This window comes from Pseudomonas weihenstephanensis, from assembly GCF_001043055.1.
GTDB classification, from domain to species: domain Bacteria; phylum Pseudomonadota; class Gammaproteobacteria; order Pseudomonadales; family Pseudomonadaceae; genus Aquipseudomonas; species Aquipseudomonas weihenstephanensis.
Window position 1 is genome coordinate 65,810 of sequence record NZ_JYLF01000011.1, and the last position, 26,261, is coordinate 92,070.

General features: G+C 59.3%; 29 protein-coding genes. 22 read left to right on the plus strand and 7 right to left on the minus strand.

Going from position 1 to position 26,261, the window contains the following annotated elements; translation table 11 throughout:
• Window positions 1–52: 52 nt before the first annotated feature.
• Window positions 53–1,003 carry a siderophore-interacting protein gene (locus TU86_RS20230; RefSeq protein ID WP_082152938.1) on the plus strand — a complete coding sequence of 317 codons (951 nt, stop codon included), beginning with the start codon at window positions 53–55 and terminating at the stop codon, window positions 1,001–1,003.
• A 27-nt stretch (window positions 1,004–1,030) separates the two neighbouring features.
• Here TU86_RS20230 and TU86_RS20235 read toward each other — a convergent pair whose 3' ends face one another.
• Both TU86_RS20235 and TU86_RS20240 read right to left on the minus strand, forming a co-directional pair.
• The gene (locus TU86_RS20235) at window positions 1,031–1,879 is read right to left on the minus strand and encodes a YceK/YidQ family lipoprotein (protein ID WP_082152932.1); all 849 of its coding nucleotides are present in this window, start codon (window positions 1,877–1,879) and stop codon (window positions 1,031–1,033) included.
• A 167-nt stretch (window positions 1,880–2,046) separates the two neighbouring features.
• Window positions 2,047–2,823, minus strand: coding sequence for a sulfite exporter TauE/SafE family protein (locus tag TU86_RS20240; RefSeq protein ID WP_048366098.1), 777 nt, complete (start codon window positions 2,821–2,823; stop codon window positions 2,047–2,049).
• Window positions 2,824–2,917: 94 nt separating this feature from the next.
• Here TU86_RS20240 and TU86_RS20245 point away from each other — a divergent pair, with 94 nt between their 5' ends.
• The 16 genes from TU86_RS20245 (at window position 2,918) to lpxO (ending at window position 16,824) form a co-directional block, all read left to right on the plus strand.
• Window positions 2,918–3,826 carry a LysR family transcriptional regulator gene (locus tag TU86_RS20245; RefSeq protein WP_048366099.1) on the plus strand — a complete coding sequence of 303 codons (909 nt, stop codon included), beginning with the start codon at window positions 2,918–2,920 and terminating at the stop codon, window positions 3,824–3,826.
• A gap of 214 nt (window positions 3,827–4,040) precedes the next feature.
• The gene (locus tag TU86_RS20250) at window positions 4,041–5,249 is read left to right on the plus strand and encodes a PepSY-associated TM helix domain-containing protein (RefSeq protein WP_048366187.1); all 1,209 of its coding nucleotides are present in this window, start codon (window positions 4,041–4,043) and stop codon (window positions 5,247–5,249) included.
• Window positions 5,246–5,791, plus strand: a complete 546-nt coding sequence (locus TU86_RS20255) for a hypothetical protein (protein ID WP_048366100.1) — start codon at window positions 5,246–5,248, stop codon at window positions 5,789–5,791. The genes TU86_RS20250 and TU86_RS20255 overlap by 4 nt, the downstream gene beginning before the upstream one ends.
• 35 nt (window positions 5,792–5,826) lie before the next feature.
• Entirely contained in the window at window positions 5,827–6,132 is a 306-nt protein-coding gene (locus TU86_RS20260) for a hypothetical protein (RefSeq protein WP_173427004.1), read from the plus strand.
• A complete protein-coding gene (locus tag TU86_RS20265) occupies window positions 6,129–6,683 on the plus strand; it encodes a DUF6162 family protein (protein WP_048366102.1) in 555 nt (184 codons plus the stop codon). Before TU86_RS20260 ends, TU86_RS20265 begins: the two co-directional genes overlap by 4 nt.
• Window positions 6,684–6,717: 34 nt before the next feature.
• Entirely contained in the window at window positions 6,718–7,656 is a 939-nt protein-coding gene (locus tag TU86_RS20270) for a metal ABC transporter substrate-binding protein (protein WP_048366103.1), read from the plus strand.
• The gene (locus TU86_RS20275; protein WP_048366104.1) at window positions 7,653–8,408 is read left to right on the plus strand and encodes a metal ABC transporter ATP-binding protein; all 756 of its coding nucleotides are present in this window, start codon (window positions 7,653–7,655) and stop codon (window positions 8,406–8,408) included. The genes TU86_RS20270 and TU86_RS20275 overlap by 4 nt, the downstream gene beginning before the upstream one ends.
• Window positions 8,405–9,304 carry a metal ABC transporter permease gene (locus tag TU86_RS20280; protein WP_048366105.1) on the plus strand — a complete coding sequence of 300 codons (900 nt, stop codon included), beginning with the start codon at window positions 8,405–8,407 and terminating at the stop codon, window positions 9,302–9,304. The genes TU86_RS20275 and TU86_RS20280 overlap by 4 nt, the downstream gene beginning before the upstream one ends.
• Complete coding sequence (locus TU86_RS20285) at window positions 9,305–10,210, plus strand: metal ABC transporter solute-binding protein, Zn/Mn family (RefSeq protein ID WP_048366106.1); 906 nt, start codon at window positions 9,305–9,307, stop codon at window positions 10,208–10,210.
• Between the two features lie 179 nt (window positions 10,211–10,389).
• Window positions 10,390–10,641, plus strand: coding sequence for a DUF1654 domain-containing protein (locus TU86_RS20290; protein WP_048366107.1), 252 nt, complete (start codon window positions 10,390–10,392; stop codon window positions 10,639–10,641).
• A 4-nt stretch (window positions 10,642–10,645) separates the two neighbouring features.
• Window positions 10,646–11,335, plus strand: a complete 690-nt coding sequence (locus TU86_RS20295; RefSeq protein ID WP_048366108.1) for an endonuclease — start codon at window positions 10,646–10,648, stop codon at window positions 11,333–11,335.
• A 157-nt stretch (window positions 11,336–11,492) separates the two neighbouring features.
• Complete coding sequence (locus TU86_RS20300; protein ID WP_048366109.1) at window positions 11,493–12,206, plus strand: GntR family transcriptional regulator; 714 nt, start codon at window positions 11,493–11,495, stop codon at window positions 12,204–12,206.
• A complete protein-coding gene (locus TU86_RS20305) occupies window positions 12,203–13,207 on the plus strand; it encodes an ADP-ribosylglycohydrolase family protein (RefSeq protein WP_048366110.1) in 1,005 nt (334 codons plus the stop codon). The genes TU86_RS20300 and TU86_RS20305 overlap by 4 nt, the downstream gene beginning before the upstream one ends.
• Before the next feature lie 94 nt (window positions 13,208–13,301).
• A complete protein-coding gene (locus tag TU86_RS20310) occupies window positions 13,302–14,765 on the plus strand; it encodes a purine-cytosine permease family protein (protein ID WP_048366111.1) in 1,464 nt (487 codons plus the stop codon).
• Window positions 14,758–15,693, plus strand: a complete 936-nt coding sequence (locus tag TU86_RS20315) for a PfkB family carbohydrate kinase (RefSeq protein WP_048366112.1) — start codon at window positions 14,758–14,760, stop codon at window positions 15,691–15,693. Before TU86_RS20310 ends, TU86_RS20315 begins: the two co-directional genes overlap by 8 nt.
• A 231-nt stretch (window positions 15,694–15,924) precedes the next feature.
• A complete protein-coding gene (lpxO, locus tag TU86_RS20320; RefSeq protein WP_048366113.1) occupies window positions 15,925–16,824 on the plus strand; it encodes a lipid A hydroxylase LpxO in 900 nt (299 codons plus the stop codon).
• 58 nt (window positions 16,825–16,882) lie between these two features.
• On the opposite strand, the gene copD is transcribed toward lpxO, so the two are convergent.
• Complete coding sequence (gene copD, locus TU86_RS20325) at window positions 16,883–17,731, minus strand: copper homeostasis membrane protein CopD (protein WP_048366114.1); 849 nt, start codon at window positions 17,729–17,731, stop codon at window positions 16,883–16,885.
• 4 nt (window positions 17,732–17,735) lie between these two features.
• Window positions 17,736–18,110 (minus strand): copper homeostasis periplasmic binding protein CopC, encoded by a 375-nt coding sequence (copC, locus tag TU86_RS20330; RefSeq protein ID WP_048366115.1) that lies wholly within the window; start codon window positions 18,108–18,110, stop codon window positions 17,736–17,738.
• Window positions 18,111–18,219: 109 nt separating this feature from the next.
• Between copC and TU86_RS20335 the strand changes: the two genes are divergently transcribed.
• Window positions 18,220–18,765 carry a histidine phosphatase family protein gene (locus tag TU86_RS20335; RefSeq protein ID WP_048366116.1) on the plus strand — a complete coding sequence of 182 codons (546 nt, stop codon included), beginning with the start codon at window positions 18,220–18,222 and terminating at the stop codon, window positions 18,763–18,765.
• A 6-nt stretch (window positions 18,766–18,771) separates the two neighbouring features.
• On the opposite strand, the gene bkdR is transcribed toward TU86_RS20335, so the two are convergent.
• Complete coding sequence (bkdR, locus tag TU86_RS20340; protein ID WP_048366117.1) at window positions 18,772–19,260, minus strand: Bkd operon transcriptional regulator BkdR; 489 nt, start codon at window positions 19,258–19,260, stop codon at window positions 18,772–18,774.
• 206 nt (window positions 19,261–19,466) lie between these two features.
• On the opposite strand from bkdR, the gene TU86_RS20345 reads away from it, so the two are divergent.
• Genes TU86_RS20345 through lpdA form a run of 4 tightly spaced genes read left to right on the plus strand, consistent with a single transcriptional unit; the run spans window position 19,467 to window position 24,443 of the window.
• Complete coding sequence (locus TU86_RS20345; RefSeq protein ID WP_048366118.1) at window positions 19,467–20,702, plus strand: 3-methyl-2-oxobutanoate dehydrogenase (2-methylpropanoyl-transferring) subunit alpha; 1,236 nt, start codon at window positions 19,467–19,469, stop codon at window positions 20,700–20,702.
• Window positions 20,703–20,706: 4 nt separating this feature from the next.
• Window positions 20,707–21,762 carry an alpha-ketoacid dehydrogenase subunit beta gene (locus TU86_RS20350; RefSeq protein ID WP_048366119.1) on the plus strand — a complete coding sequence of 352 codons (1,056 nt, stop codon included), beginning with the start codon at window positions 20,707–20,709 and terminating at the stop codon, window positions 21,760–21,762.
• Window positions 21,763–23,052, plus strand: coding sequence for a dihydrolipoamide acetyltransferase family protein (locus TU86_RS20355; protein WP_048366120.1), 1,290 nt, complete (start codon window positions 21,763–21,765; stop codon window positions 23,050–23,052).
• Window positions 23,053–23,054: 2 nt separating this feature from the next.
• Window positions 23,055–24,443, plus strand: coding sequence for a dihydrolipoyl dehydrogenase (lpdA, locus tag TU86_RS20360; protein ID WP_048366121.1), 1,389 nt, complete (start codon window positions 23,055–23,057; stop codon window positions 24,441–24,443).
• Window positions 24,444–24,506: 63 nt separating this feature from the next.
• Here the strand turns inward: lpdA and TU86_RS23405 are convergent, their stop codons facing one another.
• Complete coding sequence (locus tag TU86_RS23405) at window positions 24,507–24,965, minus strand: hypothetical protein (RefSeq protein WP_239658841.1); 459 nt, start codon at window positions 24,963–24,965, stop codon at window positions 24,507–24,509.
• Entirely contained in the window at window positions 24,937–26,151 is a 1,215-nt protein-coding gene (locus TU86_RS20365) for an ABC1 kinase family protein (RefSeq protein WP_239658842.1), read from the minus strand. The genes TU86_RS23405 and TU86_RS20365 overlap by 29 nt, the downstream gene beginning before the upstream one ends.
• Window positions 26,152–26,261: the final 110 nt, after the last annotated feature.

Genomic DNA, 26,261 nt, shown 5'->3' on the forward strand with positions numbered 1-26,261 from the left:
AGCGCCCCGGCAACGTTATAGAGAACGACTCCTGTTTAACATGGTGCTGTTTATGTCTGTCGCCGCCACGCTGGTGCAAACCCTGCGCAAACGCCTGAGCAAACCCAGCGGTTATGAACTGTTCGATATCCAGCTCAAGCAACGCGTTGCCTTGAGCCCCTCACTGCTGCGCTGTGTGTTCAGCGGCAAAGACGTGGCCCTGATGCGCACGCTCGCGCCAGACCAGCGGGTCAAACTGTTCTTTCCGGCTGCCGATGGCAGCGCCCCCGATCTGCCCAAAACCGGCGACTGGCAGGCTGCGCGCCGCGCCATGAGCGCCAACCAAACACCGCCCATGCGCACTTACACCCTGCGCAACCTGCGCCCCGAAGCAAACGAGCTGGACATCGACTTTGTGCTGCACGGCGAAACAGGGCCTGCCTCGCGTTGGGCCGCACGCAGTGTGCCGGGCGACGGGCTACAAATCGTCGCGCCCAATGCCACGTACCGCAGCGACCCCGGCGGCTACGAATGGCAACCGCCTGAAGGCGTGCGTCAGGTGCTGCTGATTGGCGACGAAACCGCCTTGCCTGCCATCGCCGGTATTCTCGAACAACTCACCGAGCACCCGGATGCACCGCACGTACAGGCCTTTATTGAAGTGCCTGAAGAGTCAGATTGCCTGGCGCTGCTGTGCGGCTTGAACGCCAAGGTGCACTGGTTGCCCCGTGCCAGCCTGGGCAAGCAACATGGCGAAGGCATGACCCTGGCCGCCCGCGAACTGGCGCGTTTGCCGCCGGTGCGCGGCAATTTGGACAGCACATCGCCCATTGAAGAACTGGACCTGAACACACAGCGCCCATGGGAACGGGCCAGTGCCAAACGGGGCGATTTTTATGCGTGGGTCGCGGGGGAATCGGCTGCGGTCATGGCCATTCGCAGGTTCTTGATCAACGAACAAGGCCTGGAGCGCCAGCAACTGACGCTCATGGGTTATTGGAAATTGGGGCGGTCGCTGGAGTAAGGCACACCCGTGCGTGCATGCGATTGTTCAAACCACTTTGCGAGGGTTCAAAACAGCCTTGTTATGCGGCGCAGGCAAAGGGCACTTACCCTGCGCGGCCTGCTGTTTCAACGATTTAAAGACAGCCTGCACCTCAGGTTGATTCAACGCGCCCGGGTCATACACCGCCGTATTTGATCGAACAAAGACCAGTTCATTGCACGGCATGAAGTAAATGATGATCGACTTGTCTGCCACGTTCTCAGCACTGGCCAGAAGGGTTTCTTTTATTTTTATTGTATTTCTATAGTTGACCCCATTACGCGCTTGATACACCGGCCCTACTTTGTGAAAGCTCATGGCTTTGCCCGAACTGCGCGGATCAGCCGCAAACAATTGCGCCGGATTAATCGTCCCCGCGACGGGTTCAACACCGCTCTTGGGGTCGGGTGCTGCTACAGCTTTTGCAATAAGGGCTCTCTCTAATCTGAAGGGCGCGTTTTCAATAAAATCCGTATTGCCGGTCGGCGCCGAATAAGGAGGCCAAGCCATGTAATCGAAGTCGCTGGCACCGGTTAAATTTATGCTGTAAAGCGGTGCCGAATAGCCCACCGGAGGGGGCATGTACACCACCGCCGGCTTACTTTTTTGATAGGCATCGTAAGGGTATAAAACAATATCCACTCCCAGATCCACTGGCATGGAGACTATTGCCATCAGTGGCACTAAACCTAAGCTAACTACCCAAAATAAAGGCTCACTAACTATTTTTATATCTTCGTTAACACCATCAAACGTGCCTGTTCGTTGACTTAATATCGTCCCACACCCTGACAGCAGCGTAAGACACACACCCAAGACAACTGCCGGTAATATTTTTGTGCGTGCGGCGTCCATTGCGACCTCTTAGTCCATTTTTTCAGGGACGCTTTTAACCGATCACGCGGCATAAAGCTATCAACGTGCCTCGCGGGATGATTCATCTTAGGTCTTGGAATATGCCCCTGAATGCCTGCCCATTTAACGCCACCTTGCGAGGTAAAACAGCCCTGTTTGAACCTGAACTAAAACCCGTTCATATAAGCGCGATAGATCAGCATCGCACCGCTGGCCAATAGGATCACATTCACTACCCGTATGAAGGTTTCACGCGACACTCTGAGCGTAATGTGGTTGCCCGCCCAAAGCCCCACGATCAAGGCCGGTAATAAATAGAGCGCCATCACCCACAATGAAAGATCGGTGTAGGTGCCCGCCAGGGTTAACATCGTCAGCCGTACCAAGGTACTGATACCGATCAAGGTACTTTGTGTGGCACCGGCTTTTTCTTTGGTCTGTAGACGACCATTTAAATAAATGGCGTACAAAAATCCGCCACTGCCAAACAACGCGCCCGCTAATCCGCCACTGACCCCCAAGGGCATTGCCCATGCAGTCGGTAATCCCGTCTTTGGTCGCGGCGTGAATAACGCATAGACGGCATACAACGTGACAAAACAGCCCATCATCAACAGCAGTGCATCCGCCTGAGTGCTCAGCAGTATTACGATGCCCGCCACACTGCCGAGCGCCATAAAGGGCACTAACCTGAACAACTCTGCATGCACCACATTTTTATATGAGCGCGCCAATCGGCCAAAAGCCGCCACACAGTCCAATAACACCAACAAGGGAATGACTTGCGACAGCGGCATGTAATGAAGCAGCACAGGTCCGGCCACCAGCGCCGTTCCAAACCCCGCAATACCAAAAATGACATACGCCACACTGACTGTCGCAAAGATGATTAAAAACTGTGCCTGCGCATACGGGGTATGAAGAATAAAATCGAGCATTGCCAGAACTTCCCAGGTATTTGAGATAGCCTACCCAACCCTGAAAAGCTCGACTAATATCAAAAAAACAAGCCACCTATCTCATTTCGGCATAGCTCTTATGATTTCGATGAAACAGTTACGCTATTTTGTAGCCATCGCAGAAAACGGCAGTTTCATGGCAGCGGCACAAACGCTGTTTATTGCTCAATCGGCACTCAGCCGGCAAATCCAGGCATTAGAAAAACACTTGGGCATTCTGTTATTTGAGCGCACCGCGCGCCAACCGGAGCTGACCCACGCCGGTTTAGCCTTCTTACCCAGAGCCAAAGCTATTTTGATTGACGTTGAAAGTGCCAGCCGCCTGGCCACCTCAATAGGTCTGGGGCAAAGCGGCACACTCCGCTTGGGCCACGCCAGCACCGTGCCACTGATCGGCAGGTTAAAAGAGGTCATGGGGCTGTACCTGGAAACATCCCCTGATGTCTGCATTGAAGTGTCAGAAGAATCCTCAGAAACACAACTATTGAACCTGGTGGAGGGCCGTACCGATGTGGGCTTGCTCCGACTCCCGGTGCTGCATCAATTGAATGACATCACGCTTGTCCCGCTCTTTACCGAGAACGTGGTGGTGGCCGTGAGCCCCAGTCACCCGCTGGCCTCCCGGCAGCGCATGACACTGGTCGAGTTGCAGGACGAACACTTTGTAACGATCACCCACGCCAAACGTGGCGGCCTGAGTTCCCTTTCTTACGATCTGTGCGCGCGCGCCGGGTTTTCGCCAAAATCAGCGCAGGTTTATTCACTCAAAAGTACGCAGTCGATGCTGATTCAGGCCGGATTCGGGATCGCATTGCTGCCTGCCTCCACAGTGCGGGCGTGGTCTTTGCACGGCATTGAGTTGGCTGATGACGGCTGTGAGAGCACTGTCGCGCTGGCGTATCGCGAACGCGGCCCATCTTTGGTGACGGCCTTCGTCAAACACTTCCAGCATGTCTGTGCTGAACATCAAGTGCCCGTCCACGGCTAATTTTCCATTCCCTCATTCGTTACCAGTGATAGCCCTTCATTTTCCGGCCAGCAAAGGCCGCCGGGCGCTGATGTTTCTGCGCCCCAGACGCCCGTAGAAACAATTCTTTACATCTCAAGGTTAGGGTTTTGCCTTTCTCATCCGTCCTACATGGATAAGCAATCGCTTCTCAATGGCGATTAACACCCGCTCAACCGCGAGTTTGCCGTTTCCCATGTCCAAAAAGTCCCGCTCCAAGCTCTGGTTTCTGGTTCACAGTTGGCTCACCCTGCCGATCTGGTTCTTTGTGCTGATTGTGTGCGTCACCGGCACCCTGGCAGTGGTCAGCCAGGAGATTGTGTGGCTCGCCACCCCTGAAGCCCGCGCCAGCCAACCCTCGGACGACGCACCGTTGCTCACCTATGAGCAAGTGCTCAACGCCATTCATCAGGCAGAACCCAAGCTTGCCGTGCAGTCGATCAGCCGACCGGACGAATCGCATTTCGCGCTGGTGGCCGATGTGGTGTACCCGGACGGGCGTTCACCGTCGCTCTATATCAACCCGTACACCGGGGCGATTCAGGGCGAGAGCCCCACTTTCGACTTCAAGGCCTTTACCCGCGCCCTGCACGGTTGGTGGCTGGTGCCGTTCACCAACGGCTACAGCTGGGGCTGGTATTTGGTGTCCTTCCTCGGCTTGCCGCTGCTGGCCTCGTTGGTCACGGGGCTGGTGGTGTACAAAAAATTCTGGAAAGGCTTCTTCAAGCCCAACCTGCGCTTCAAGCACGGCGCACGGATTTTCTGGGGCGACTTTCATCGCCTGTGCGGCATCTGGTCCATCTGGTTTATCGCGGTGATCTCCATCAGCGGCCTGTGGTTTCTGATCCAGGCGTTCATGTTCGATAACCAGATTTCCATTTCCACGGAAGGCAACCCGCCGGTGGTGGCGCGTCAGGATGTCCCGATCATGCCAGACGGCAAACCGGCCCCGCAGATCAGCCTGGACAAGGCCGTGGCCATTGCTGCAGAGAAAATCCCAGGGCTTGAAGCCAGCTTCATCAGTTTGCCCAGCAATGCCTTCGGCCACATCGAAGTCGGTGGGCCGGGCTGGTATCCCCTGCTGTTCCAGACCGCCGACATCAACCCGTATAACGGCCTGATCGAAGGCTCACGGATGATCGCCGACCGCTCCGGCCTGGAGCTGGTCACAGAGTCCATGCGCCCTTTGCACACCGGTGACTTCGGCGGCCTGTGGGTCAAGCTGATCTGGTTCTTCTTCGGCCTGATCCTGAGCATGATGGTGTTGAGCGGGCTATTGATCTGGACCAAACGCACCGCGCTGGCCACCGCCAATGCGCTCAAGCGCAGCCATAAGCCCGCACGCTCAGTACCCGCCCAAGCGGCCACCGCCCGCACTGACGCCACCTCGGAGGCCAACGCATGAGCAAGGCAGCGGCTGCACAGCCGACTTCCAGCAGCCTGAGCCGGTTTTGGCATAAATGGCGCTTTCACATCAACCTCCTGCTGTTGCTGGTGCCGTTGGGCTTCATGCCCAAATACTTTGCCGATGCGTCGCTGTTTCGCGGCGACAGCGGCTTGGGCGAGCGCGAAATCGGCACCGTAGAGGTCGGCCCCTGGAGTCTGCAACTGGCCGAACTGCGCGATGAAGCCCCGCGCCCCGATGGCCCCGCAGGCTACATGAAAAGCTTTAACGCGGCCTTGTGCGACGCCTGCATCGAACCGGTCAAGGCCGTTTACCTGCGTGTTGGCAAGCCGCGCAGCTTGCGCACCGCCGGGGTGATTTTCTTCGGCACGCCTTATCGCCTGGGAGCCACCGTGCCGATCCCCCTGCGCACCCAAGAGGAGGCCGACCTGTGGATCACCCTGGAAGGCTGGGACGGTTCAGTGCATCAGGCATCCATTCCCCTGAAGCAAGCCTCACCGGCCACGGTGGCCTGGCTCAAACAACGAGGAGGCAAATCATGAGCACACGTTTGTCCAACCGCCAAAAACGACGGCTAATGACCGCAGGTTTGGTGGTATTGCTGGGGGTCAGCCATCAGGCGTTGGCCCACAACCCCATGTGCGAATGCAAAGAAATCGAAGGGGCGCAAATACGCTGCACGGGTGGGTTCTCGGATGGCAGCGGTGCGCCGGGCGTCACCCTGGACGTCATCGGCTACGACGAGACCATTCTGGTACCCGGCAAGCTGGGGACCGATTCGACCCTCACCTTCAAAAAGCCCGATGCTGAGTTTTATGTGCTGTTCGACGCAGGTCCCGGCCACATCGTCGAAATTGACCAAGCCGACATCGAGGCCCCATGAACACTTACGTCGTGCGCCCGGCCGGAGCCGGGCATGAAACCCTTTATGTGCTGCTGTTATGCCTGTTGATCCTGACGGTCGCAGGTTCGGTGGTGGCCTGGCGTCACGAAACGCAAGCCGTCACCTCGGTGGCGTCCCATCAACTGGATGCACGACGCGATCTGAACGCCGCCGAACAAGGGATCTATGCCGACCTGCGCGTCACCCTCGACGAAATCCAGCTGTTAGGCGAAGACTCAAACGCCCTTCCCGAACCCGCCGAACTGGCCGCTGAAGGTTTTGCACCGTTTGCCACCGATGCCAGCTCAGTGAGTCGCGGCGGCCATCAATGGCAGTTGCTCGGCGAGCAGGCGTATCTGGGCATCAGCCCGAACCCAAGCGTTGCCGGCTCGTTTTTACTGCGCATTGGCGCGCAGCCTGACGTGTGGCTTAACCGCAACAGCGCTGTCAGCGCTCCGACCGATTTTAGCGATGCAGCCCTGAACCAGAATGGCTGGCAGCAAGTGATCGCGCAATTCGATGCCGGGGTGACTCGCCAGCATCGGCACTGAACCCACCGCTTGACCTGAGAGAAGACTGCTCGCCATGTCCATTTCATCTGTTCTGCGTCGCCGCACCTTGTTGCTGGCCGGCCTGTTTGCCTTTTGCCTTGCGCCGCAAGCCTTTGCCGACACCCCTGCACCGCTGGCCAAACCGTTGCGCATTGGCATCACCCTGCACCCGTATTACAGCTACGTGAGCAATATCGTTGGCGACAAGGCCGAGGTCGTGCCGTTGATTCCGGCAGGCTTTAACCCCCATGCCTACGAACCGCGTGCCGAGGACATCAAACGCATCGGCACGCTGGACGTGATCGTGCTCAACGGCGTTGGCCATGACGACTTCGCCGACCGCATGATCGAAGCCAGTGAACGCCCCGACATCCCGGTGATCGAGGCCAACCAAAACGTCCCGTTGCTGGCAGCCACCGGCAATGCGGCTCGCGGTGCTGGCAAGGTGGTCAACCCGCACACCTTTCTGTCGATCAGCGCCTCGATTGCTCAGGTCAACAACATTGCCCGCGAGCTGGGCAAGCTTGACCCGGCCAACGCCAAAACCTACACCGCCAATGCGCGCGCCTATGGCAAACGCCTGCGCCAGATGCGCGCCGCAGCGCTGGCGAAACTGACCGAAGCACCCAATGCCGACCTGCGCGTGGCCACCGTACACGCGGCTTACGACTATCTGCTGCGCGAATTCGGCCTGGAGGTCACCGCCGTGGTCGAGCCTGCACACGGCATCGAACCAAGCCCCAGCCAACTGAAAAAAACCATCGACCAATTGCGCGCGCTGGATGTGAAAGTGATTTTCTCGGAGATGGACTTCCCGTCCACCTATGTCGAGACCATTCAGCGTGAGTCCGGGGTCAAGCTGTACCCGCTGTCGCACATTTCGTATGGCGATTACAGCGCCGATAAATACGAAAAAGAAATGACCGGCAACCTCAATACCGTGGTCAAGGCGATACAGGAGGCAGGCGCATGAGCGCAGCTGAGCCTTTGGGCACCGTCACTGTAGGCCCGGGCGTGGCGTTTGATCAGGTCTCGCTGACTCTGGGGCGCACCCTGATTCTGGACCATGTCAGCTTCAACATTCGCCCCGGCAGTGTGCACGCACTGGTCGGACCCAACGGCGGCGGCAAAAGCTCACTGATCAAGACCCTGCTGGGGCAAATGCCCCATCAAGGCCGTCTGTGCCTGAGCTGGCCTGCCGAACCTGGCCTGATCGGCTACGTGCCACAAGCACTGGAATTCGACCGCGGCTTGCCCATGACCGTCGACGATTTCATGGCCGCCATGTGTCAGCGCCTGCCTGCATTCATGGGGCTGTCACGCAAGGTGGCGCCAGCGATTGGTGACGCGCTGGAGCGGGTGGGCATGCAAGACAAACGCAAACGGCGCATGGGCGCTCTGTCCGGTGGCGAGCGCCAGCGCGTATTGCTCGCGCAAGGGCTGATTCCCTCCCCGCAGTTGCTGGTACTGGATGAACCGATGTCTGCGCTGGACGAAGCCGGTGCTCAAGTCTTTGAGCGCCTGCTCGCCGACTGGCGGCAGAGCGGTGTCACCGTGGTGTGGATCGAGCATGACTTGGCAGCGGTCAAACGCTTGGCAGAGCGCGTAACCGGCCTCAATCGCCGCGTGCTGTTTGACGGGCCTCCCGAGCACACCCTCAGCCCCGATCGCTTGCTGAGCCTGTTCTCAACCCACCCCACCGTTCAGGGGAGTGCTCACTCATGAGTTACGAAGCATTTCGCCTGATGGTGCAGGGCTGGGCCACAGCGGGTTACCTGCCCGAAGTTCTGGCCTATGGTTTTGTCGTCAACGCCCTGCTCGCCGGGCTGCTGATCGGCCCCGTGCTCGGCGGCCTGGGCACGCTGGTGGTCGTAAAACGCTTCGCGTTCTTTTCCGAAGCGGTCGGGCACGCGGCGCTGACCGGCGTGGCCATTGGTATCTTGCTCGGCGAACCCTACACCGGCCCGTATGGCAGCCTGTTCGGCTATTGCTTGCTGTTCGGCATTTCCCTGAATTACTTGCGTAATCGCACCGGGTTAGCCCCGGACACCTTGATCGGGGTATTCCTGTCCGTCTCGTTGGCACTGGGCGCCAGCCTGCTGCTTATTCTGGCGGGCAAGATCAACGTGCACATTCTCGAAAACGTACTATTTGGCTCCGTTCTGACCGTCAACGGCAACGATCTGCTGGTATTGGCCATTGTCGGCGCGTTGGTGCTGGGGCTGAGCCTGCCGCTGTACAACCGCATCATGCTCGCCAGCTTCAACCCGCAACTGGCCGCCGTGCGCGGGGTCGCCGTGAAGTCGCTGGACTACTTGTTCGTGATTCTGGTGACGCTCATCACCGTGGCCGCCGTGAAAGTCATCGGTGCGATTCTGGTCGGCGCTTTGCTGGTCATACCCGCAGCGGCTGCGCGCTTGCTCAGCCAGTCGCTCAGAGGCTTCTTCTGGATCTCGGTCCTGATTGCCACTGTCAGCACGCTCTGCGGGATCCTGCTACCGATTGTGTTCGACCTGCCCATCCCCTCCGGCGCTGCGATCATTCTGGTGGCCGGTATCGCCTTCGCCCTCGCTGCCATTGCGCGCGGGGTGGTCCCCAGCCTGAAAGGGAATATTGGATAAATGCACACTTTGCGCACCCTCACCCTCGCGCTGGCCCTCACCGGCCTGTTCAGTTCACCGCTTCAGGCCGCCGATGCGCCCTCACCACCGGTGCGCATTCTGGCCAGCCTGCCCATCACCTATGGCTTGGGCCAATGGTTGCTCAACGACAGCGGCGTGAGCCTGGAACGCGCCGCTGCCGCCAACTTGCCCGGCAGTCGACAGAGCGCCTACTTCAGCGGTCGCGGCGCCCCTGCCCTGCACAAACTGGCTGAACACGCCGACGCGGTGATCGGGCTGCGCTCCGTGTGGAGCGATGATCCGCTCTACCCAATGGCACGGCGCAGCAACATCCGCATCGTCGAAGTCGATGCGGCACGCCCGGTCGACGGCAGCTTGCCGGGCATCGCCTTGCAACCGGGCACCCCGCACGACGGTCTCAACAGTCAACCGTGGCTGGCGAGCAACAACATGGGGCGTATGGCCGACGTTATCGCAGCCGACTTGGTGCGCCTGGCGCCCGCCGCCAAACCGCAGATCGAAGCCAACCTGGCCGCCCTCAAGCAACGCCTGCTCAAACTCAACGCAGACAGCGAAGCGCAACTGGCCAAGGCCGATAACCTGAGCGTGGTGAGCTTGTCCGATCGACTGGACTACCTGCTGGGCGGCTTGAATCTGGAGCGCGTGGACTTCGAGCACACTCGCGACCAGACGTGGACACCCGACACCCTCAAGGCCCTGACCCAAACCCTGAAAGACAATGACGTTGCATTGGTGCTGGACCATCGCGCACCGTCCGACGCATTAAAAACAGCGGTGACGCAAGGTGGCAGTGAACTGCTGGTGATCATCACGGACGGGGCTGACCCGGTCGCCGAATTGCAACGCAATATCGAGGCGATTGTTAAGGGGTTAACCAAGAGCTAAGGCATTTTCACATCGCTGCAAACTCGTTTGCGGCCCTGTATACAGGGCCGCAAACGGAGCCGCTCATGTCAGCAATGGATAACCGGACACCGCGTAAAAACATCGCCGATGCACAAACGGTTGCGAAATGACGCGCAGTTAAATACTGTATGCGCATACAGCTAACCAAGGATCGCATCATGGCTAAAAAAGCAGCGAAAGCGCCAACCCCTCCGACCCCCTACGAACTTTTCGGACTTCGCATTCAAAAAGAAATCAGCTCTCCCAAGGCACAAAAAGCCAAAATGGCTGTCCTTTTGCGTCAGGAAGGTGACAACCCGGAGTGGTGGGAACGCCTGATAGAAGAAATCTCCGAAAACGATAACGTCACCATTGCCCACCGGGATTGTGGTGGGGTCAACGTTTTCTGGACCGTGCTCGAGGAAGACTGAGTTAATGAGGGTTCGTTTACTGGCACTCGCCAGCCTCTTCACTGCTTTAAGCGTACAGGCGGCTGCGCCGCAAACCTTTAGCGAAGCAAAAAAGGTTGCCTGGAAGCTCTACGCGCCACAGTCCACCGAGTTTTACTGTGGCTGTAAATACACTGGCAACCGCGTCAACTTGCAAGCCTGTGGTTACGTGCCGCGAAAAAATGCCAATCGCGCGGCACGCATTGAATGGGAACATATTGTTCCGGCGTGGCAAATTGGTCATCAACGTCAATGCTGGCAAAAAGGTGGACGCAAAAACTGCACCCGCAACGACCCGGTGTACAAGGTGGCTGAGGCCGACTTGCACAACCTGGTGCCAAGCATTGGCGAGGTCAATGGCGACCGTAACAATTTCAGCTTTGGCTGGCTCCCGGCACAACCCGCCCAGTACGGTTCGTGTTTGACCCAGGTCGACTTCAAAGCCAAAAAGGTCATGCCACGCCCCTCCATTCGCGGGATGATTGCACGCACCTACTTTTATATGAGCAAGCGCTACAATTTACGCCTGTCCAAACAAGACCTTCAGCTGTACCAGGCTTGGGATAAAACCTACCCGGTGCAGGCGTGGGAACGTCAACGTAACCAGGCGGTTGCCTGTGTCATGGGCCGCGGAAATGAATTTGTCGGCCCCGTTAATCTCAAGGCCTGCGGCTGAATTAAAAGTCGGCTTTACTTAGCCTTGGGTCCTGCACCCAATGCAGGATTCAAGGTGTCCACACATGAGTAGACCGGTTGGGGTGCCTTGGCGTTTTACCCTCATCAAAGAGGTCCATTTATTGCCCAAGTGCCATTACTGAGCTATTACTCTGCACATGATTAGACAAGCTCGTTCCAACAAGAAACAACGCGTGGTTGATGAACTCGTTCACCGGATAGAAAGCGGGCTGTTAGCCGATGGTTTACCCCTCCCTGAAGAAGACCAGCTCGCTCAAGAGTTGGGCGTCAGTCGTAGCACGTTGCGTCAGGCCTTGACTGAACTGGAGCACCGGCGTTACATCGCGATGCAAACCGGCGGCGGCTCTGTTGTCACCTATGACGGCATGACGCTGGACCAAAACAACGGCTGGACTCAGGCACTGGCCGACACCGGCGCGCGCATCCACACTGAGTTGCTGCGATTTGAAACCATCGAACGGCCTGAGTTGCTCCATCAATTTGGCGTGAGCCATTTCATTGCGCTCGACCGTCGGCGACGACGGGCTGATGGCACCGCCGTTTCGCTGGAGCGCTCACTGATGCCTGCCACCCACGGTCTTGAAAGTTTGCCGCGTGTGGGACTGATCGATGATTCGCTGACCATTACCCTCGCCGCCTATGGCTTCGTGGGCGAGCGGGGTGATCAATGGATCGGGGCCGAACCTTTGAGCGAGGAAGAAGCGCTGCTGTTGGGTCGTGCGCCCGGCACGGTTTTCCTCAAAGCCTTGCGCACCACCTACGACCGGCAGGGGCGTTTTATGGAACAGGTCGAAAGCTGGCTTGATCCCCTGCACTTTCGGATGCACCAATCGTTTGGAGCGCCAACATGAGTCAACTGGATCGCGCCCTGGGGGCCTTTTACGGGCTGGCATTGGGCGACGCCTTGGGTATGCCCACCCAATCGTTTAGCCGAGCCCAGATCCTCGAGCGTTTCGGCGCCATCACCGATCTGCAAGACGCCCCCGCCGATCAACCCATTGCGCCCAACATGCCCAAGGGATCCATCACCGACGACACCGAGCAAGCCATTCTGGTCGCACAGTTGCTGGTCGAAGGGGATACCCGCATAGATCCCGCACAACTGGCGCGTCGGTTGATCGACTGGGAAGCCCGCATGCAAGCCAAAGGCTCACAAGACTTGCTGGGCCCTTCAACCAAGCACGCACTCAGCCTGATCCTGGCCGGCCACAGTGTGGCAGAGGCGGGACGCTTCGGCACCACCAACGGCGCGGCCATGCGCATCACCCCGGTGGGGATCGCCTGCGATATCGCCCGCCCCGACCACTTCATCAACACAGTCGTTCAAGCCTGCCAAGTGACCCATAACACCAGCCTGGGCATCGCCAGCGCAGCCGCCGTGGCAGCCGTGGTATCAAGCGGCATCAATGGCAAAACACTGGAACACGCGCTCAATGCTGGCACTGAAATGGCCTTTAGAGCCGAGCATCATGGGCATTGGGTGGCAGGTGCTCGCATCGGGCCGCGTATACGTTGGGCGCGCGAAGCCAGCACACGGTGCAATAACGATAACCTGGGCGACTTGCTGTATGACGTGATTGGCACCTCTGTCGCCTCGCAAGAGTCAGTAGTCGCCGCTTTTGCGCTGGCGCAACGTGTGGCCAGTGGCGCCATGAACAGTTTCGACGCGCTGTGCATGGCCGCCAGCATTGGTGGTGATACCGATACCATTGGCGCCGTACTCGGGGCCATGCTCGGCGCGTGCGAAGGGCTGGATCGCTGGCCTGTACCGCTGATAGCCCACGTAAAAGAGGTCAATCAGTTGCAACTTGAACCTTTGGTCAAGGCGCTACTGAACCTGCGCAACGCTTAATCTCCCGCGCAATGGAATGCACACAGGCTTGAACACTGAAGCCTGCGCGACACGCTGCTTACAACCATAAAAACAGCCTCAGGAGCTGCATCCCATGAGTCACCTTCGCGTCGGGCACAGTGCCGGACAACTGGAAACCCGCGGCATCGAGCCAGTCCCCGAAAACGAATGCAATGGCAACCCGCTGCAACTGTTCTGGGTGTGGTTTGCCGCCAACATCAGCATCCTCGGCCTGCCACTGGGCGCCACACTGGTCGCCTTTCACCAACTGGCTATCTGGCAAGTCATCATCGTTGCCTTGATTGGCGCTGCCGGTTCGTTCGCCGTGGTCGGGGTGATCTCTATTGCTGGCCGCCGTGGGCGTGCGCCCAGCCTGACTCTGTCGAGGGCTATTTTCGGGGTGCGGGGCAACATCGGTCCCACGCTGGTCTCGCTGATTTCACGGGTCGGCTGGGAAACCGTCAACACCACGACGGCAGCCTTTGTATTACTGGCACTGAGCAGCATCGTGTTTGGCACCCCGACCGAAGCTAAAAGCGCCCCCCTGCTGACGCTGACCTTCATCGGTATTTTTGCCCTGCTCACGCTGGCAGTGTCGGGCTTGGGCCATGCCACCTTGCTGCTAATCCAGAAGTGGGCCACTTATGTGTTCGGCGCGCTCAACCTGCTGGTGGGTGGATTCCTGTGCGCCACCATCGATTGGCAGGCCGTGTTTAGCGCCAGCCCTGCCCCCATGAGCGCAGTGGTTATCGGAATTGGCATCATGGCGGCAGGGACCGGGATCGGCTGGGCCAACGCGGGCGCAGACATGTCGCGCTACCAAAAGCACACCGTCAGCGCAACGCAACTGGTGGCGTCCGCTGCGTGGGGCGCGGGTATACCGCTGGTGCTGTTGATCACGCTCGGCGGCTTACTGTCAGTGGGCAATCAGACGTTAGCCTCCGCCACAGACCCCGTTGCCGCGATCCGCAACATGCTCCCGGCATGGATGGCCGTGCCTTATCTGCTCAGCGCGTTTGGCGGCTTGTTGCTGTCCAATCACCTGTCGGTCTATTCCGCTGGCCTGACCACGTTGACCCTCGGGGTAAAGATCAAACGGGTGCAGGCAGTCGTGGTTGATATCGTCGCTATTTTTTGTGGCTCGATTTACTTCATGCTCTACGCCGACAGCTTTTACGGGCCGTTCATTACCTTTATTTCCCTGACGGCAATTCCAATTACTGCGTGGGTAGCCATCTTTGTCGTGGACTTGATCCATCGTCATTACTACAGCGCCAACGACTTACTGGACGTCAGTGCGAGCAGCGCCTACTGGTACAGCGGCGGTATCGAATGGCGCGCCCTGAGTGCCTGGGCCGTTGCGCTGGTGCTGGGGTTCTGTTTTAGCCGCGTGGGCAGCAACGACACGGACTGGTTCGTCGGCCCATTGGCGAACTCCTGGCTGGGCCATCACGGATTGGGCTGGGTCGTCACCTTGGTGGTGGCGGGCGGCTTGTATGCCGTGATGGGTGGCGCCAAAGACCGGCGACGGGCTGTAGAGCGATTTGCCAATGTCTAGATTGCTGCACACCGGCCAAATCATCATCGACCTGATAATGGCACTCGACACCCTGCCGGTCAGCGGGGGCGATGCCTTGGCAAAAAGTGCCCGTTTTGAGGCAGGCGGCGGCTTTAATGTGATGGCGGCGGCGCAACGCAACGGCCTGTCCACTTGGTATCTGGGTCGATATGGCCAAGGCCCGTTCGGCGACCTGGCGCGTCAGGCGATGCTCGCAGAAGGCATTACCCCCACCCTGGCGCCAGATCCGGACCAAGACACCGGGCTGTGCGTGGCACTGACTGAGGCCAGCGCGGAGCGCACGTTCATTTCCTATATTGGCGCGGAAGGTGTGTTGACGTCCGATGATCTGGCGCGGGTTCGGGTTGAGCCACACGACGCGGTGTATGTCAGCGGTTACAGCCTGCTGCACAGCGCCAAGGCCAAGCCGTTACTGCACTGGTTACTGGGATTGGCGCACAGCGTGCACGTCAGCTTTGACCCTGGACCTTTGCTTGGGGACATCCCCGCCGAGCTGATGCACGCGTTGCTACCGCGCCTCAACCTGTGGACCAGCAACCGCCTTGAGGCGCAGATCCTGACGGGCACTCAAACCCTTGCCCAGGCGTTACTCGCGCTGCAAGAGCGCTTGGCGCGCGACTGCTTGAAGGTGATCCGCGATGGTGCGCAGGGCTGCTGGATCAGCGACCCGCACGGCCAACACGCCCTTGCCGGGTTCAGCGTGCAGGCCGTCGACAGCAATGGTGCTGGCGACGCTCACACCGGGGTATTGATCGCCGCATTGATGGCCGGTCAATCACCGGTTGTTGCTGCACGTCGAGCCAACGCTGGCGCCGCCATTGCGGTCACACGCAGAGGCCCGGCGACTGCGCCACACGACCATGAAATCGACGCTTTCATGGCCCGATATGCGGATTTCAATCTTTAAAAATAGATTTAGCACAAGAGCACTCAGTAAAAATCCTACAAGCAACCCGACCAAAGACTGTAAGCAAAAATGTATAAAAATCTTCATAAAAGCTGGAAAATGCCCAAAGGGCTGTTTTAACCTTACCCATTGGCTTACCTCCTGCGACACCTGTGCCCGGTAAATCTTCAAGATTTCGGGCCAATTGCGTGCACGCGGGACGGCGTTTTCTCTCGACTTGTGACGATACTTTTGAAACTCATCATTATTGCTGTTTACGTTTTGTCCATCGCGTATGTCCACCTGCGGGGCAAGGTTCGGCATAAGCTGGGCCGTCAATTAAGCGACCACTCCACCTTTCTGGCGCCCATCAACTGCTTCCTGTACCTGTTCTCCAAAGTGCCCAGCCAGCCGTACTTCAAACCGGCGGACTTTCCCGAACTGAACGTGTTGCAAGCACATTGGCAAGAGATTCGCGAGGAAGCGCGCCAACTGATGCACGCGGGCGAGATAAAGCGCTCCGAAACCCCCAACGACGTCGGCTTCAACTCGTTCTTCAAAACTGGCTGGAAGCGTTTCTACCTCAAATGGTATGGCGACAATCACCCCTCTGCCGTCGAGTTATGCCCCCGCACCATCGAACTGCTCAACGGCATCGGCACCATCAAGGCTGCGATGTTTGCCGAGCTGCCTCCGGGTTCAAAGCTGGTGCGCCACCGCGACCCGTATGCAGGTTCCTTGCGCTACCACTTGGGTCTGGATACGCCCAACGATCCTGGCTGCTACATCAATGTGGACGGCCAGAACTATTACTGGCGTGATGGCGAAGGGGTGATGTTCGACGAAACGTTCATCCATTACGCCGAGAACAAAACCGACAAAAACCGCATCATTTTGTTCTGCGACATTGAACGCCCGATGCAGTACCGCTGGGCGGCAGCATTTAACCAGTGGTTCAGCCGCACGGTGATGGCATCCGCCAGCTCACCGAATGACGCGAACGACAAAGTCGGCGGGCTTAATCGCGCCTTTACCAAGCTGTACAAAATTCGTTTACGCGGCAAAGAACTGAAAAAACGCAATCGCACGCGTTACTACCTGGAAAAATGGGCCATTTTCGCCGGTTTGCTGGCGTTGTTCCTGTTGATCTGATGCAGGCGCAGCAGTTGAGTCACCGTGCAGGAGCTGCCGCAGGCTGCGATCTAATGCTTCAGATCACCAGCGGCGGCAACGTCCCCAGCAACGACACGGCAGCCACACCCGCCAGCCCAAGCAACCCTTCCACCAGCACGCTGCGGCGCAAGACCCTGGTATGACCCGCACGGCTCATCAACAGGTTGAACAGCGCCAGCCCCAGCATCGCCACCACCACCAGCACCTTGATCAACAAGATCAAGGCGAAACCGTTAAACAACGGCGTCGGCCAAAACTGCCCCGTGAGCACACGGGTATTGACCAGGCCTGTGAACACGATCGCAGCCACCAGCACACCACCCATTTGGCTAAAGCGCCACAGCAGCCGCTGCACATTCACCTCGCCGGGGTGTTTGAGGACCAGCCATAACACCAGCAAACCGCCCAACCAAGCGCCCACGCCCGTCAGGTGTATCGCTTGATTGAGCATGAGCAATTGCCCCTGCCAACCGTCGAGCATGGCGCCATGCCCAACCGGTGCCAGGGTGATGAGCAACAAAAAACTGAGCAGGGAACGAATCCGCAGCTGAACGCGAGCGTACATAGCCGTGACTAACAGGCCACTGAACAGTAAATGCGCGGCCCACACCTGACCGAAAAAGGTGCTACCCAGTACCAACCACAAGGTCGAAGGTTGCAAGGTGTCTGACCAACTGCCTGCCATTGCTTGCGTGGTCAGCAATAACCAACAGACTGCGCTGGCCAGCGCCGCACAGGCCAGTACGCGGCAGACCGTGAGTAACGCCTGATCAACCGCCCTGCTCACCTCACGGCCTGGCAGCAGACACCGAAAGGCACTGGCGCCAAACATCAGCAGTACCGCGGCAAAATGCACAAAACGGCACACCACCATCGGGTCAGGCATCAACTCACTGACTCACGGTGAAACGGTACTGCCCCTCGCTTTTGTGGGTATCAACCGACACGGCATGCCACTTCACTTGATAGTCACCGGGGGCTAACGGCGCGGCAGGCGTGACGATCAATACTTTTTTGTCCGTGGGTTCGGTCTTTACGCTGCTCACGGGAACGGGTGCTGCATCGCGACTGATCACAACCTTGGTAAACGCCTGCTCGACCCCTTCGGTGAATTGCAGGAGCAGCTGCGCAGGGCTGGCAACGGTGCTGTCCGCGGCGGGCGTCGACTGTTCGAGATGAGCATGGGCAAACGCAGTCCCCGCACTGGCCATCAGCGCCAGCAGGGCCGTGGCATTGAAAAGGTTTTTCAGCAGAGTGACCGGCATGACAATGTCCTTTGATTGGAAATACGCGGTCATAATACGCGCCTAAGCTCGATGGAGGCGCTGCGCTGCCCACACTGATCGCCTGATCATGATCCGGAGGTTTTTACCCATGCCCATTCGTCTCAGCTTTGTATGCCACGCCCGCACCCAGGCCCAGCGCCTGGGACGCTTTGCGCTGGATGAACCGGCAGAAGCCAAAAGCCTGGAAAAAGCCACGCAAATGGCCGCTGTTTTGAAGAAGCCCGTGCGTATCCTGTGCGCGCCTGAAACCCGTGCGTTGCAAACAGCACACGCGTTGGGCGGCGAGATTGAAATCGTGCCCGCGCTGGAGGAGTACGATTTCGGCGATTGGAAAGGCCAGAGCCTTGCAGACCTGCAAGAGAGCATCCCGCACGTGCTGGCTGACTGGCTCAGCAACCCCAATGCTGCGCCGCACAATGGCGAATCGGTACAGGATTTGTGCCTGCGCGTGGGCAACTGGCTCGACACGTTTGGCGAAGACGGCCATTTTGCCGTGGTCACTCACCCGTTCGTGATACGCGCCGCCCTCCTGCATGCCTTGGCCGCCAGCACCGCGTCCTTCAACCTGATCGACATTGAGCCGCTGGCCATCGTCGACCTGCGTTTTAACGGGCGCTGGCGACTGCGATTCTGAGCCGCCCTACTCCTCCAGCACCAACCCGCCCGCCGGTAAGGGCAATGCCGTTTTATAGCGCACTTGCTTAAGGGCGAAGCTGGAGCGGATGTTGGCCACGCCCGGCACTTTAGTCAGAAAGTCCATCATGAAGCGCTCAAGCGCCTGAATGCTCGGCACCAATACCCGGATCAGATAGTCGGGGTCGCCCGCCATCAAATAGCACTCCATCACTTCGGGACGGTCCGAGATCGCCGCTTCGAAATGCTGGAGCGCTTCCTCGACCTGTTTTTCCAGGCTCACATGGATAAACACATTGACGTGCAAGCCCAGCATGTCGGCGTCAAGCAAGGTGACTTGTTCGCGAATCAAGCCACGTTCTTCCATCGCCTTGACCCGGTTAAAGCACGGGGTGGGCGACAAGTTGACCGAGCGCGCAAGGTCCGCATTGGTGATGCGCGCGTTCTCCTGAAGGCGATTGAGAATCCCGATATCCGTTCGATCTAGCTTACGCATGAGACAAAACCACCTGTTTTTTATGTTTATGCAGAATTCTTATCCTTAATCGCTGCAAAGCACAACGAACTACAGATAAATAATCTTCACTGTCCGGAATATGATTGTTGTAGGACAAGATCTGCGGGTTTCCCGCAAAGTTCTTGCATGCATTACCTAGCTCCCGCGCCCTAATAATCACGACAAGATCGAGCGTAGAGAAAGCCATGAATCAAGACTATGCACCACTGCGCCTGCACGTTCCCGAACCCTCTGGCCGTCCAGGCTGCAAAACCGACTTCAGCTACCTTCGCCTGACCGACGCCGGTCTGGTGCGCAAGCCCCCTATCGACGTAGAACCGGCTGACACCGCTGACCTGGCCAAAGGCTTGATCCGTGTGCTTGACGATCAGGGCCAAGCCCTTGGGCCGTGGGCCGAAGGCGTGAGCAGCGAGGTGCTGCGGGCCGGGATGCGCGCCATGCTCAAAACGCGAATTTTCGACACGCGCATGGTGGTCGCCCAGCGGCAGAAAAAAATGTCGTTTTATATGCAAAGCCTTGGCGAAGAAGCCATCGGTAGCGCGCAGGCCCTGGCCTTGAACATCGACGACATGTGCTTCCCCACCTACCGCCAGCAAAGCATCTTGATGGCCCGCGACGTGCCGCTGGTGGACCTGATCTGCCAACTGCTGTCCAACGAACGCGACCCGCTCAAGGGCCGCCAGTTGCCCATCATGTATTCGGTCCGCGATTACGGGTTTTTCAGTATTTCCGGCAACCTGGCCACCCAATTCATGCAGGCCGTGGGCTGGGGCATGGCGTCGGCCATCAAGGGCGATACCAAAATTGCTTCGGCCTGGATCGGTGACGGCGCCACCGCCGAGTCCGACTTTCACACCGCCCTCACGTTCGCCCACGTTTACCGTGCCCCGGTCATCCTCAACGTGGTGAACAACCAGTGGGCGATCTCGACCTTTCAGGCCATTGCCGGTGGCGAGTCCACGACCTTTGCCGGGCGTGGCGTGGGCTGTGGCATTGCGTCATTGCGCGTGGACGGCAACGACTTCATCGCCGTCTATGCGGCATCGGTGTGGGCCGCAGAGCGCGCACGCCGCAATCTGGGCCCGACGCTGATCGAATGGGTCACCTATCGCGCTGGCCCGCACTCCACCTCTGACGATCCTTCCAAATACCGGCCCGCTGATGACTGGAGCCACTTCCCGCTGGGTGATCCGATAGTTCGCCTCAAACAGCACCTGATTGCCACAGGCAACTGGTCTGAGGAGGAGCACCTGGCCGTCAGCGCAGAACTGGAAGCCGAAATCATCGGTGCACAAAAAGAAGCCGAGCGTTTCGGCACGTTGGCGGGCGGGCAAATGCCCAGCGCGGCGACCATCTTTGAGGACGTGTACAAAGACATGCCCGAGCACCTGCGCCGCCAACGTCAGCAATTGGGGTTATAACCAGATGAACGACAACAATAAAATTCAGATGGAGAACGCCGTGAGCACCAGCACCATGACGATGATCCAGGCCCTGCGCTCGGCGATGGATGTGATGCTTGAGCGCGACGACAACGTGGTGGTGTTTGGCCAGGACGTGGGCTACTTCGGCGGCGTATTTCGTTGCACCGAAGGCCTGCAAGCCAAATACGGCAGCTCACGGGTGTTCGATGCGCCGATCTCCGAAAGCGGCATTGTCGGCGCAGCGGTCGGCATGGGGGCCTATGGTTTGCGCCCGGTGGCCGAGATCCAGTTTGCCGACTACTTCTACCCCGCCTCTGACCAGATCGTGTCTGAAGCCGCCCGCCTGCGTTACCGCTCGGCCGGTGAGTTCATTGCCCCGATGACCCTGCGCATGCCCTGCGGCGGCGGCATCTACGGCGGTCAGACCCACAGCCAAAGCCCGGAAGCGATGTTCACCCAGGTGTGCGGCCTGCGCACCGTAATGCCGTCCAACCCTTATGACGCCAAGGGCCTGTTGATCGCCTCTATCGAAAACGATGACCCGGTGATCTTTCTCGAACCCAAACGCCTCTACAACGGCCCGTTCGATGGCCACCACGAACGCCCGGTCACGCCGTGGTCCAAACACGCCGCCAGCCTGGTGCCCGACGGCTACTACACGGTGCCACTGGACTGCGCCGCGATTGTGCGCCCCGGCACTGAAGTCACCATCCTGACCTACGGCACCACGGTGTATGTGGCGCAAGTGGCCGCCGAAGAAACCGGCATTGACGCTGAAGTCATCGACCTGCGCAGCCTGTGGCCGCTGGACCTGGACGCCATCGTCAGCTCCGTGAAAAAGACCCGCCGTTGCGTCGTCGTGCACGAGGCCACCCGCACCTGCGGCTTTGGCGCCGAGCTGATCGCACTGGTTCAAGAGCACTGCTTCCACTACCTAGAAGCGCCAATCGAACGTGTGACGGGTTGGGACACACCCTACCCGCACGCACAAGAGTGGGCCTATTTCCCTGGCCCGGCGCGAGTGGGTGCGGCTTTGCAACGGGTTATGGAGGTCTGAATGGGTACGCACGTTATCAAGATGCCGGACATTGGCGAAGGCATTGCGCAAGTTGAATTGGTGGAATGGTTTGTCAAAGTCGGGGACATGGTCAGCGAAGACCAAGTGGTTGCCGATGTCATGACCGACAAGGCCACGGTAGACATCCCCTCCCCTGTGGCAGGCAAGGTACTGGCACTGGGCGGTCAGCCCGGCGAAGTGATGGCCGTGGGCAGCGAGTTGATCCGCATCGAGGTCGAAGGCGCGGGCAACCTGCGTGAACCCGCGCACCCGGCGGCTGAACCGGCCCCGGCTGGCGCACCAAAAGCGGCGCCACAAGCCCGCGTGGAAGTGGCCAGTGTGGCCGCTGCGGCCGCCAAAGCCGCGCCAGCCTGCGCCCCGGCTGCTCGCCCGGCGCCGGTGGCACGCGAAGCCAACGAACGCCCGCTCGCCTCGCCTGCGGTGCGTAAACGCGCATGGGATGCAGGCATTGAGCTGCGTTTTGTGATCGGCAGCGGCCCCGCAGGTCGGGTCTTGCACGATGACCTTGAGGCGTATTTGGCGCAGGACGCCAGCCCCGGCCAGACACCGGCCAGCGGTTACGCCAAGCGCAATGATGAACAGCAGATCCCGGTTATCGGCCTGCGGCGTAAAATTGCCCAGCGCATGCAAGACGCCAAGCGCCGCGCCGCGCATTTCAGTTACGTCGAGGAAGTCGACGTCACGGCCCTTGAAGAACTGCGCGCCCAGCTCAATCAGAAATGGGGTGACACGCGCGGCAAACTGACCCTGCTGCCGTTTCTGGCCCGCGCCATTGTCGTGGCGCTGCGCGATTTCCCGCAGATCAACGTGCGCTACGACGACGAAGCGCAGGTCATCACCCGCTTTGGCGCGGTGCACCTGGGCGTCGCGGCGCAGAGCGACAACGGTTTGATGGTGCCCGTGGTGCGCCACGCCGAAAGCCTGACGCTGTGGGGCGCCGCGGATGAAATCACGCGTCTGGCCAGCGCCGTGCGCACCGGCAAAGCGAGCCGCGAAGAGCTGTCGGGTTCGACCATCACCCTGACCAGCCTCGGTGCATTGGGCGGTATTGTCAGCACCCCGGTAGTCAACTTGCCTGAAGTCGCAATCATTGGCGTTAACCGTATCGTCGAGCGCCCGGTGGTGGTTAAAGGCCAGATCGTGATACGCAAAATGATGAACCTCTCCAGCTCCTTCGACCATCGCGTAGTCGACGGCATGGACGCGGCGCAATTTATTCAGGCCATGCGTGGCTTGCTCGAACAACCTGCCACCTTGTTTGTGGAGTGACCATGCTGCCAACTCAACACACCACGCTGCTGATTATCGGCGGCGGCCCCGGCGGCTATGTAGCGGCGATTCGCGCTGGCCAGTTGGGCATCCCGACGGTGCTGATCGAAGGCCAGTCGCTGGGCGGCACCTGCCTGAACGTCGGGTGCATTCCGTCCAAGGCGCTGATTCACGTCGCCGAACAGTTCCACACCACTCAGCGCTACAGCGGCAACAGTTCGCCACTGGGCATTAAAACCGCTGCGCCAAGCCTGGACATCGCGCAGAGCGTGCAGTGGAAAAACGGCATCGTTGACCGCCTGACCACGGGAGTCGGCGCCTTGCTGAAAAAGCATGGGGTCAAGGTCATTCATGGCTGGGCCAATATTCTGGATGGCAAAGCAGTCGAGGTGGACGGCCAGCGCATTGAGTGCGAGCACTTGTTGCTGGCCACCGGCTCAACCTCTGTCGAGCTGGCGATGCTGCCCATTGGCGGCGCGATCATTTCGTCCACCGAGGCCCTGAACCCTGACGCGATCCCCAAACGCCTGACCGTGGTGGGGGCGGGCTACATCGGCCTGGAACTGGGCATTGCATATCGTAAGTTGGGCGCCGACGTCACTGTGGTGGAAGCGCGCGAGCGCATCCTGCCGACTTATGACATGGAGCTGACACAGCCTGTCGCTGAGTCCCTCAAGGCGCTGGGCATCACCGTGTACCTGGAACACAGCGTCGAAGGCTTCCAGGCCAGCACGCGTACCTTGTCGATGCGCAATCGCCAGGGCGTAAGCCAGACACTGGAAACCGATCAAGTGCTGGTGGCCGTCGGGCGCCGTCCGCGTACCCGGGGTTTTAACCTTGAAACGTTGGCGTTGACCATGAACGGTGCGGCCATTGGCGTCGACAATCGCTGCCAGACCAGCATGCGCAACGTATGGGCGATTGGTGATGTGACCGGGGAGCCGATGCTGGCTCACCGTGCGATGGCGCAAGGCGAAATGGTCGCTGAAATCATCGCAGGCAAACACCGCGAATTCAGCCCTGTGGCGATTGCAGCGGTGTGCTTTACCGACCCTGAAATCGTGGTGGTGGGCAAAACTCCGACCGAGGCCCAAGCAGCCGGGCTGGATTGTTTGAGCGCCAGCTTTCCGTTTGCCGCCAATGGCCGGGCCATGTCGCTGGAATCCAAAACCGGCTTCGTGCGGGTTGTCGCGCGGCGTGACAATCACCTGATTGTGGGCTGGCAAGCCGTGGGGGTTGGGGTCTCGGAATTGTCGACGGCGTTTGGCCAGTCGCTGGAAATGGGGGCCTGCCTGGAAGACATCGCGGGCACCATTCACGCGCACCCCACCTTGGGCGAGGCGGTGCAAGAAGCAGCCTTGCGTGCGCTGGGGCATGCGTTGCACGTGTAAACGCCACACACTCGCAGACTGCGCGCTTTTAAAGGTTGAAAAACGCGCAGCCTGCCGAGCTTGTCAGCCTTTGAAGAGGCTCCACAAAAACGCCAGCAGGCCGCCCAGCGTGGCAAGCCCGGCCAACCAGCCAATGGCCGACAAGCCATGCCACACTGGCCCTGCCGCCGCGATTTGCGGGCCAAAGGCGATTAATAGCGCGCTGATCAGCAGCGCCAGCGAGAGCCGCGTAGAAGCCAGACGTAACGAGCGCTCCAGCTTTTCAATGCCTGGCATGTCGACTTTCAGATCCAGCACGCCGTGCTTAAGGCGATGCACCAGCAACCGGGTCAGTTTAGGCAAGTCGCCCAACACCCCGCGCCCAAGCTCCAACCCTTCAATGCCAATGCGTTTGGCGACCTTCCAGCTCACTTGCTCACGGAGCATTTTCTCGACCGCAGGCTTGGCCGCCGCTACCAGGTCCAGTTCAGGGTCGAGCCGGGTCAATACGCCGTCAGCGGTGATCAAGGCTTTGAACAACACCAAAAGATCGGGGGGGCAACATGAGGCGATGTTCACGCATCAAGTCGAGAAAGTCCGTGATCAGCGCGCTCATTTTCAACGCCCGCCCGCAGTGGCGCGCCATGTAGTGACGCGCAGCGCGTTCAATGTGAGTCAGGTCCTGCACCCGCTCACCGCTCCAGTCGATCAAGACCCCGATCAGCGCCTCGGTGCTGCCCTCGGTCAGGGCGCGCATAAAGGTCATGACCTCAAAACGTCGACGCTCATCGAGGCGCCCAACCATGCCCAAATCGATGAAACCCACACGGTTATCGCTCATCGCCCGTAAATTGCCGGGGTGCGGGTCGCCATGAAACAAGCCATCTTCGAGCACCATTTTGATAAACGCGCGCGCGCCGCGTTGCGCCAGCAGCGCTGGATCAAGCCCTTGGGCTATCAACGCTTCGCGCTCCAGCGGCGTGAAGCTGGGCAAGAACTGCTGCACCAACAATCGCTGGCTGCTGTAGGCCCAGTAGATGCGCGGGATGACGATATTCGGGTCACCCGCAAAGTTATGCGCCACGCTGTCGCCATGCTGGCCTTCCTGAGTGAAGTCCAGCTCCTCCAGCATCGCCCGCGCCAATTGGCGCACCAGCTGTCGAGGCTGGTAGACGGCCAGCGCTTCATTTTGCTCAAGCAACTGTGCGACGCTTTCCAGCAATTGCAGATCGGCCGTCATCGTGGCGCGCAGCCCCGGCCGCTGCACTTTGACCACCACCTGATCGCCGTTCAACAAACGTGCGCGGTACACCTGCGCCATCGAAGCGGCCGCCAGCGGCTGGGTCTCAAATTCGGCAAATACGCGGTCAAGGTCGCAACCCAAATCGTCCAGCACCTGGGCCTCCAATTCGGCCCAGGGCAAGGTCGCAGCGTTGCTGTGCAACGCTTGCAGCTCTGATACCCACTCGGGCGGCAAGATGTCGCTGCGAGTGGCCAAAATCTGCCCGCACTTGATAAACGTTGGTCCCAACGCCTCGAGCGCCATGCGCAGCCGTTGCGCCGTGCTGGCGGGCAGCCCGTCACCCGGCTCGGCCGCGACGACGTCATTGAGCAAGCGCCCCAGCCCCAAACGCAGCAGCACGTCCTGCGCGCCAAAGCGCACCAGCGTGGCCACGATCTGATGAATACGGCGGTGATGCTTCAAGGCGGTCCAGGTGGGTTCAAGCATGGGCACACGTCCTTGGGTCAGGGATTGAAAGAGCCGGGGCGGCGCTTTCTCCGACCGCGCAGGGCGCAAAACATTCGCATGATTAAAGTCCGCACTTGGCTCAATGCCAA

Coding starts and splice junctions, on each gene's coding strand:
- TU86_RS20285 (WP_048366106.1), top strand. CDS start 9,305: ATGCACACTTTGCGCACCCTCACCCTCGCGCTGGCCCTCACCGGCCTG.
- TU86_RS20280 (WP_048366105.1), top strand. CDS start 8,405: ATGAGTTACGAAGCATTTCGCCTGATGGTGCAGGGCTGGGCCACAGCG.
- TU86_RS20355 (WP_048366120.1), top strand. CDS start 21,763: ATGGGTACGCACGTTATCAAGATGCCGGACATTGGCGAAGGCATTGCG.
- TU86_RS20300 (WP_048366109.1), top strand. CDS start 11,493: ATGATTAGACAAGCTCGTTCCAACAAGAAACAACGCGTGGTTGATGAA.
- TU86_RS20335 (WP_048366116.1), top strand. CDS start 18,220: ATGCCCATTCGTCTCAGCTTTGTATGCCACGCCCGCACCCAGGCCCAG.
- copD (WP_048366114.1), bottom strand. CDS start 17,731: ATGCCTGACCCGATGGTGGTGTGCCGTTTTGTGCATTTTGCCGCGGTA.
- TU86_RS20365 (WP_239658842.1), bottom strand. CDS start 26,151: ATGCTTGAACCCACCTGGACCGCCTTGAAGCATCACCGCCGTATTCAT.
- TU86_RS20310 (WP_048366111.1), top strand. CDS start 13,302: ATGAGTCACCTTCGCGTCGGGCACAGTGCCGGACAACTGGAAACCCGC.
- TU86_RS20245 (WP_048366099.1), top strand. CDS start 2,918: ATGATTTCGATGAAACAGTTACGCTATTTTGTAGCCATCGCAGAAAAC.
- TU86_RS20270 (WP_048366103.1), top strand. CDS start 6,718: ATGTCCATTTCATCTGTTCTGCGTCGCCGCACCTTGTTGCTGGCCGGC.
- TU86_RS20275 (WP_048366104.1), top strand. CDS start 7,653: ATGAGCGCAGCTGAGCCTTTGGGCACCGTCACTGTAGGCCCGGGCGTG.
- TU86_RS20345 (WP_048366118.1), top strand. CDS start 19,467: ATGAATCAAGACTATGCACCACTGCGCCTGCACGTTCCCGAACCCTCT.
- TU86_RS20295 (WP_048366108.1), top strand. CDS start 10,646: ATGAGGGTTCGTTTACTGGCACTCGCCAGCCTCTTCACTGCTTTAAGC.
- lpdA (WP_048366121.1), top strand. CDS start 23,055: ATGCTGCCAACTCAACACACCACGCTGCTGATTATCGGCGGCGGCCCC.
- TU86_RS20265 (WP_048366102.1), top strand. CDS start 6,129: ATGAACACTTACGTCGTGCGCCCGGCCGGAGCCGGGCATGAAACCCTT.
- TU86_RS20315 (WP_048366112.1), top strand. CDS start 14,758: ATGTCTAGATTGCTGCACACCGGCCAAATCATCATCGACCTGATAATG.
- TU86_RS20350 (WP_048366119.1), top strand. CDS start 20,707: ATGAACGACAACAATAAAATTCAGATGGAGAACGCCGTGAGCACCAGC.
- TU86_RS20305 (WP_048366110.1), top strand. CDS start 12,203: ATGAGTCAACTGGATCGCGCCCTGGGGGCCTTTTACGGGCTGGCATTG.
- TU86_RS20235 (WP_082152932.1), bottom strand. CDS start 1,879: ATGGACGCCGCACGCACAAAAATATTACCGGCAGTTGTCTTGGGTGTG.
- TU86_RS20250 (WP_048366187.1), top strand. CDS start 4,041: ATGTCCAAAAAGTCCCGCTCCAAGCTCTGGTTTCTGGTTCACAGTTGG.
- TU86_RS20260 (WP_173427004.1), top strand. CDS start 5,827: ATGACCGCAGGTTTGGTGGTATTGCTGGGGGTCAGCCATCAGGCGTTG.
- bkdR (WP_048366117.1), bottom strand. CDS start 19,260: ATGCGTAAGCTAGATCGAACGGATATCGGGATTCTCAATCGCCTTCAG.
- copC (WP_048366115.1), bottom strand. CDS start 18,110: ATGCCGGTCACTCTGCTGAAAAACCTTTTCAATGCCACGGCCCTGCTG.
- TU86_RS20255 (WP_048366100.1), top strand. CDS start 5,246: ATGAGCAAGGCAGCGGCTGCACAGCCGACTTCCAGCAGCCTGAGCCGG.
- TU86_RS20230 (WP_082152938.1), top strand. CDS start 53: ATGTCTGTCGCCGCCACGCTGGTGCAAACCCTGCGCAAACGCCTGAGC.
- TU86_RS20290 (WP_048366107.1), top strand. CDS start 10,390: ATGGCTAAAAAAGCAGCGAAAGCGCCAACCCCTCCGACCCCCTACGAA.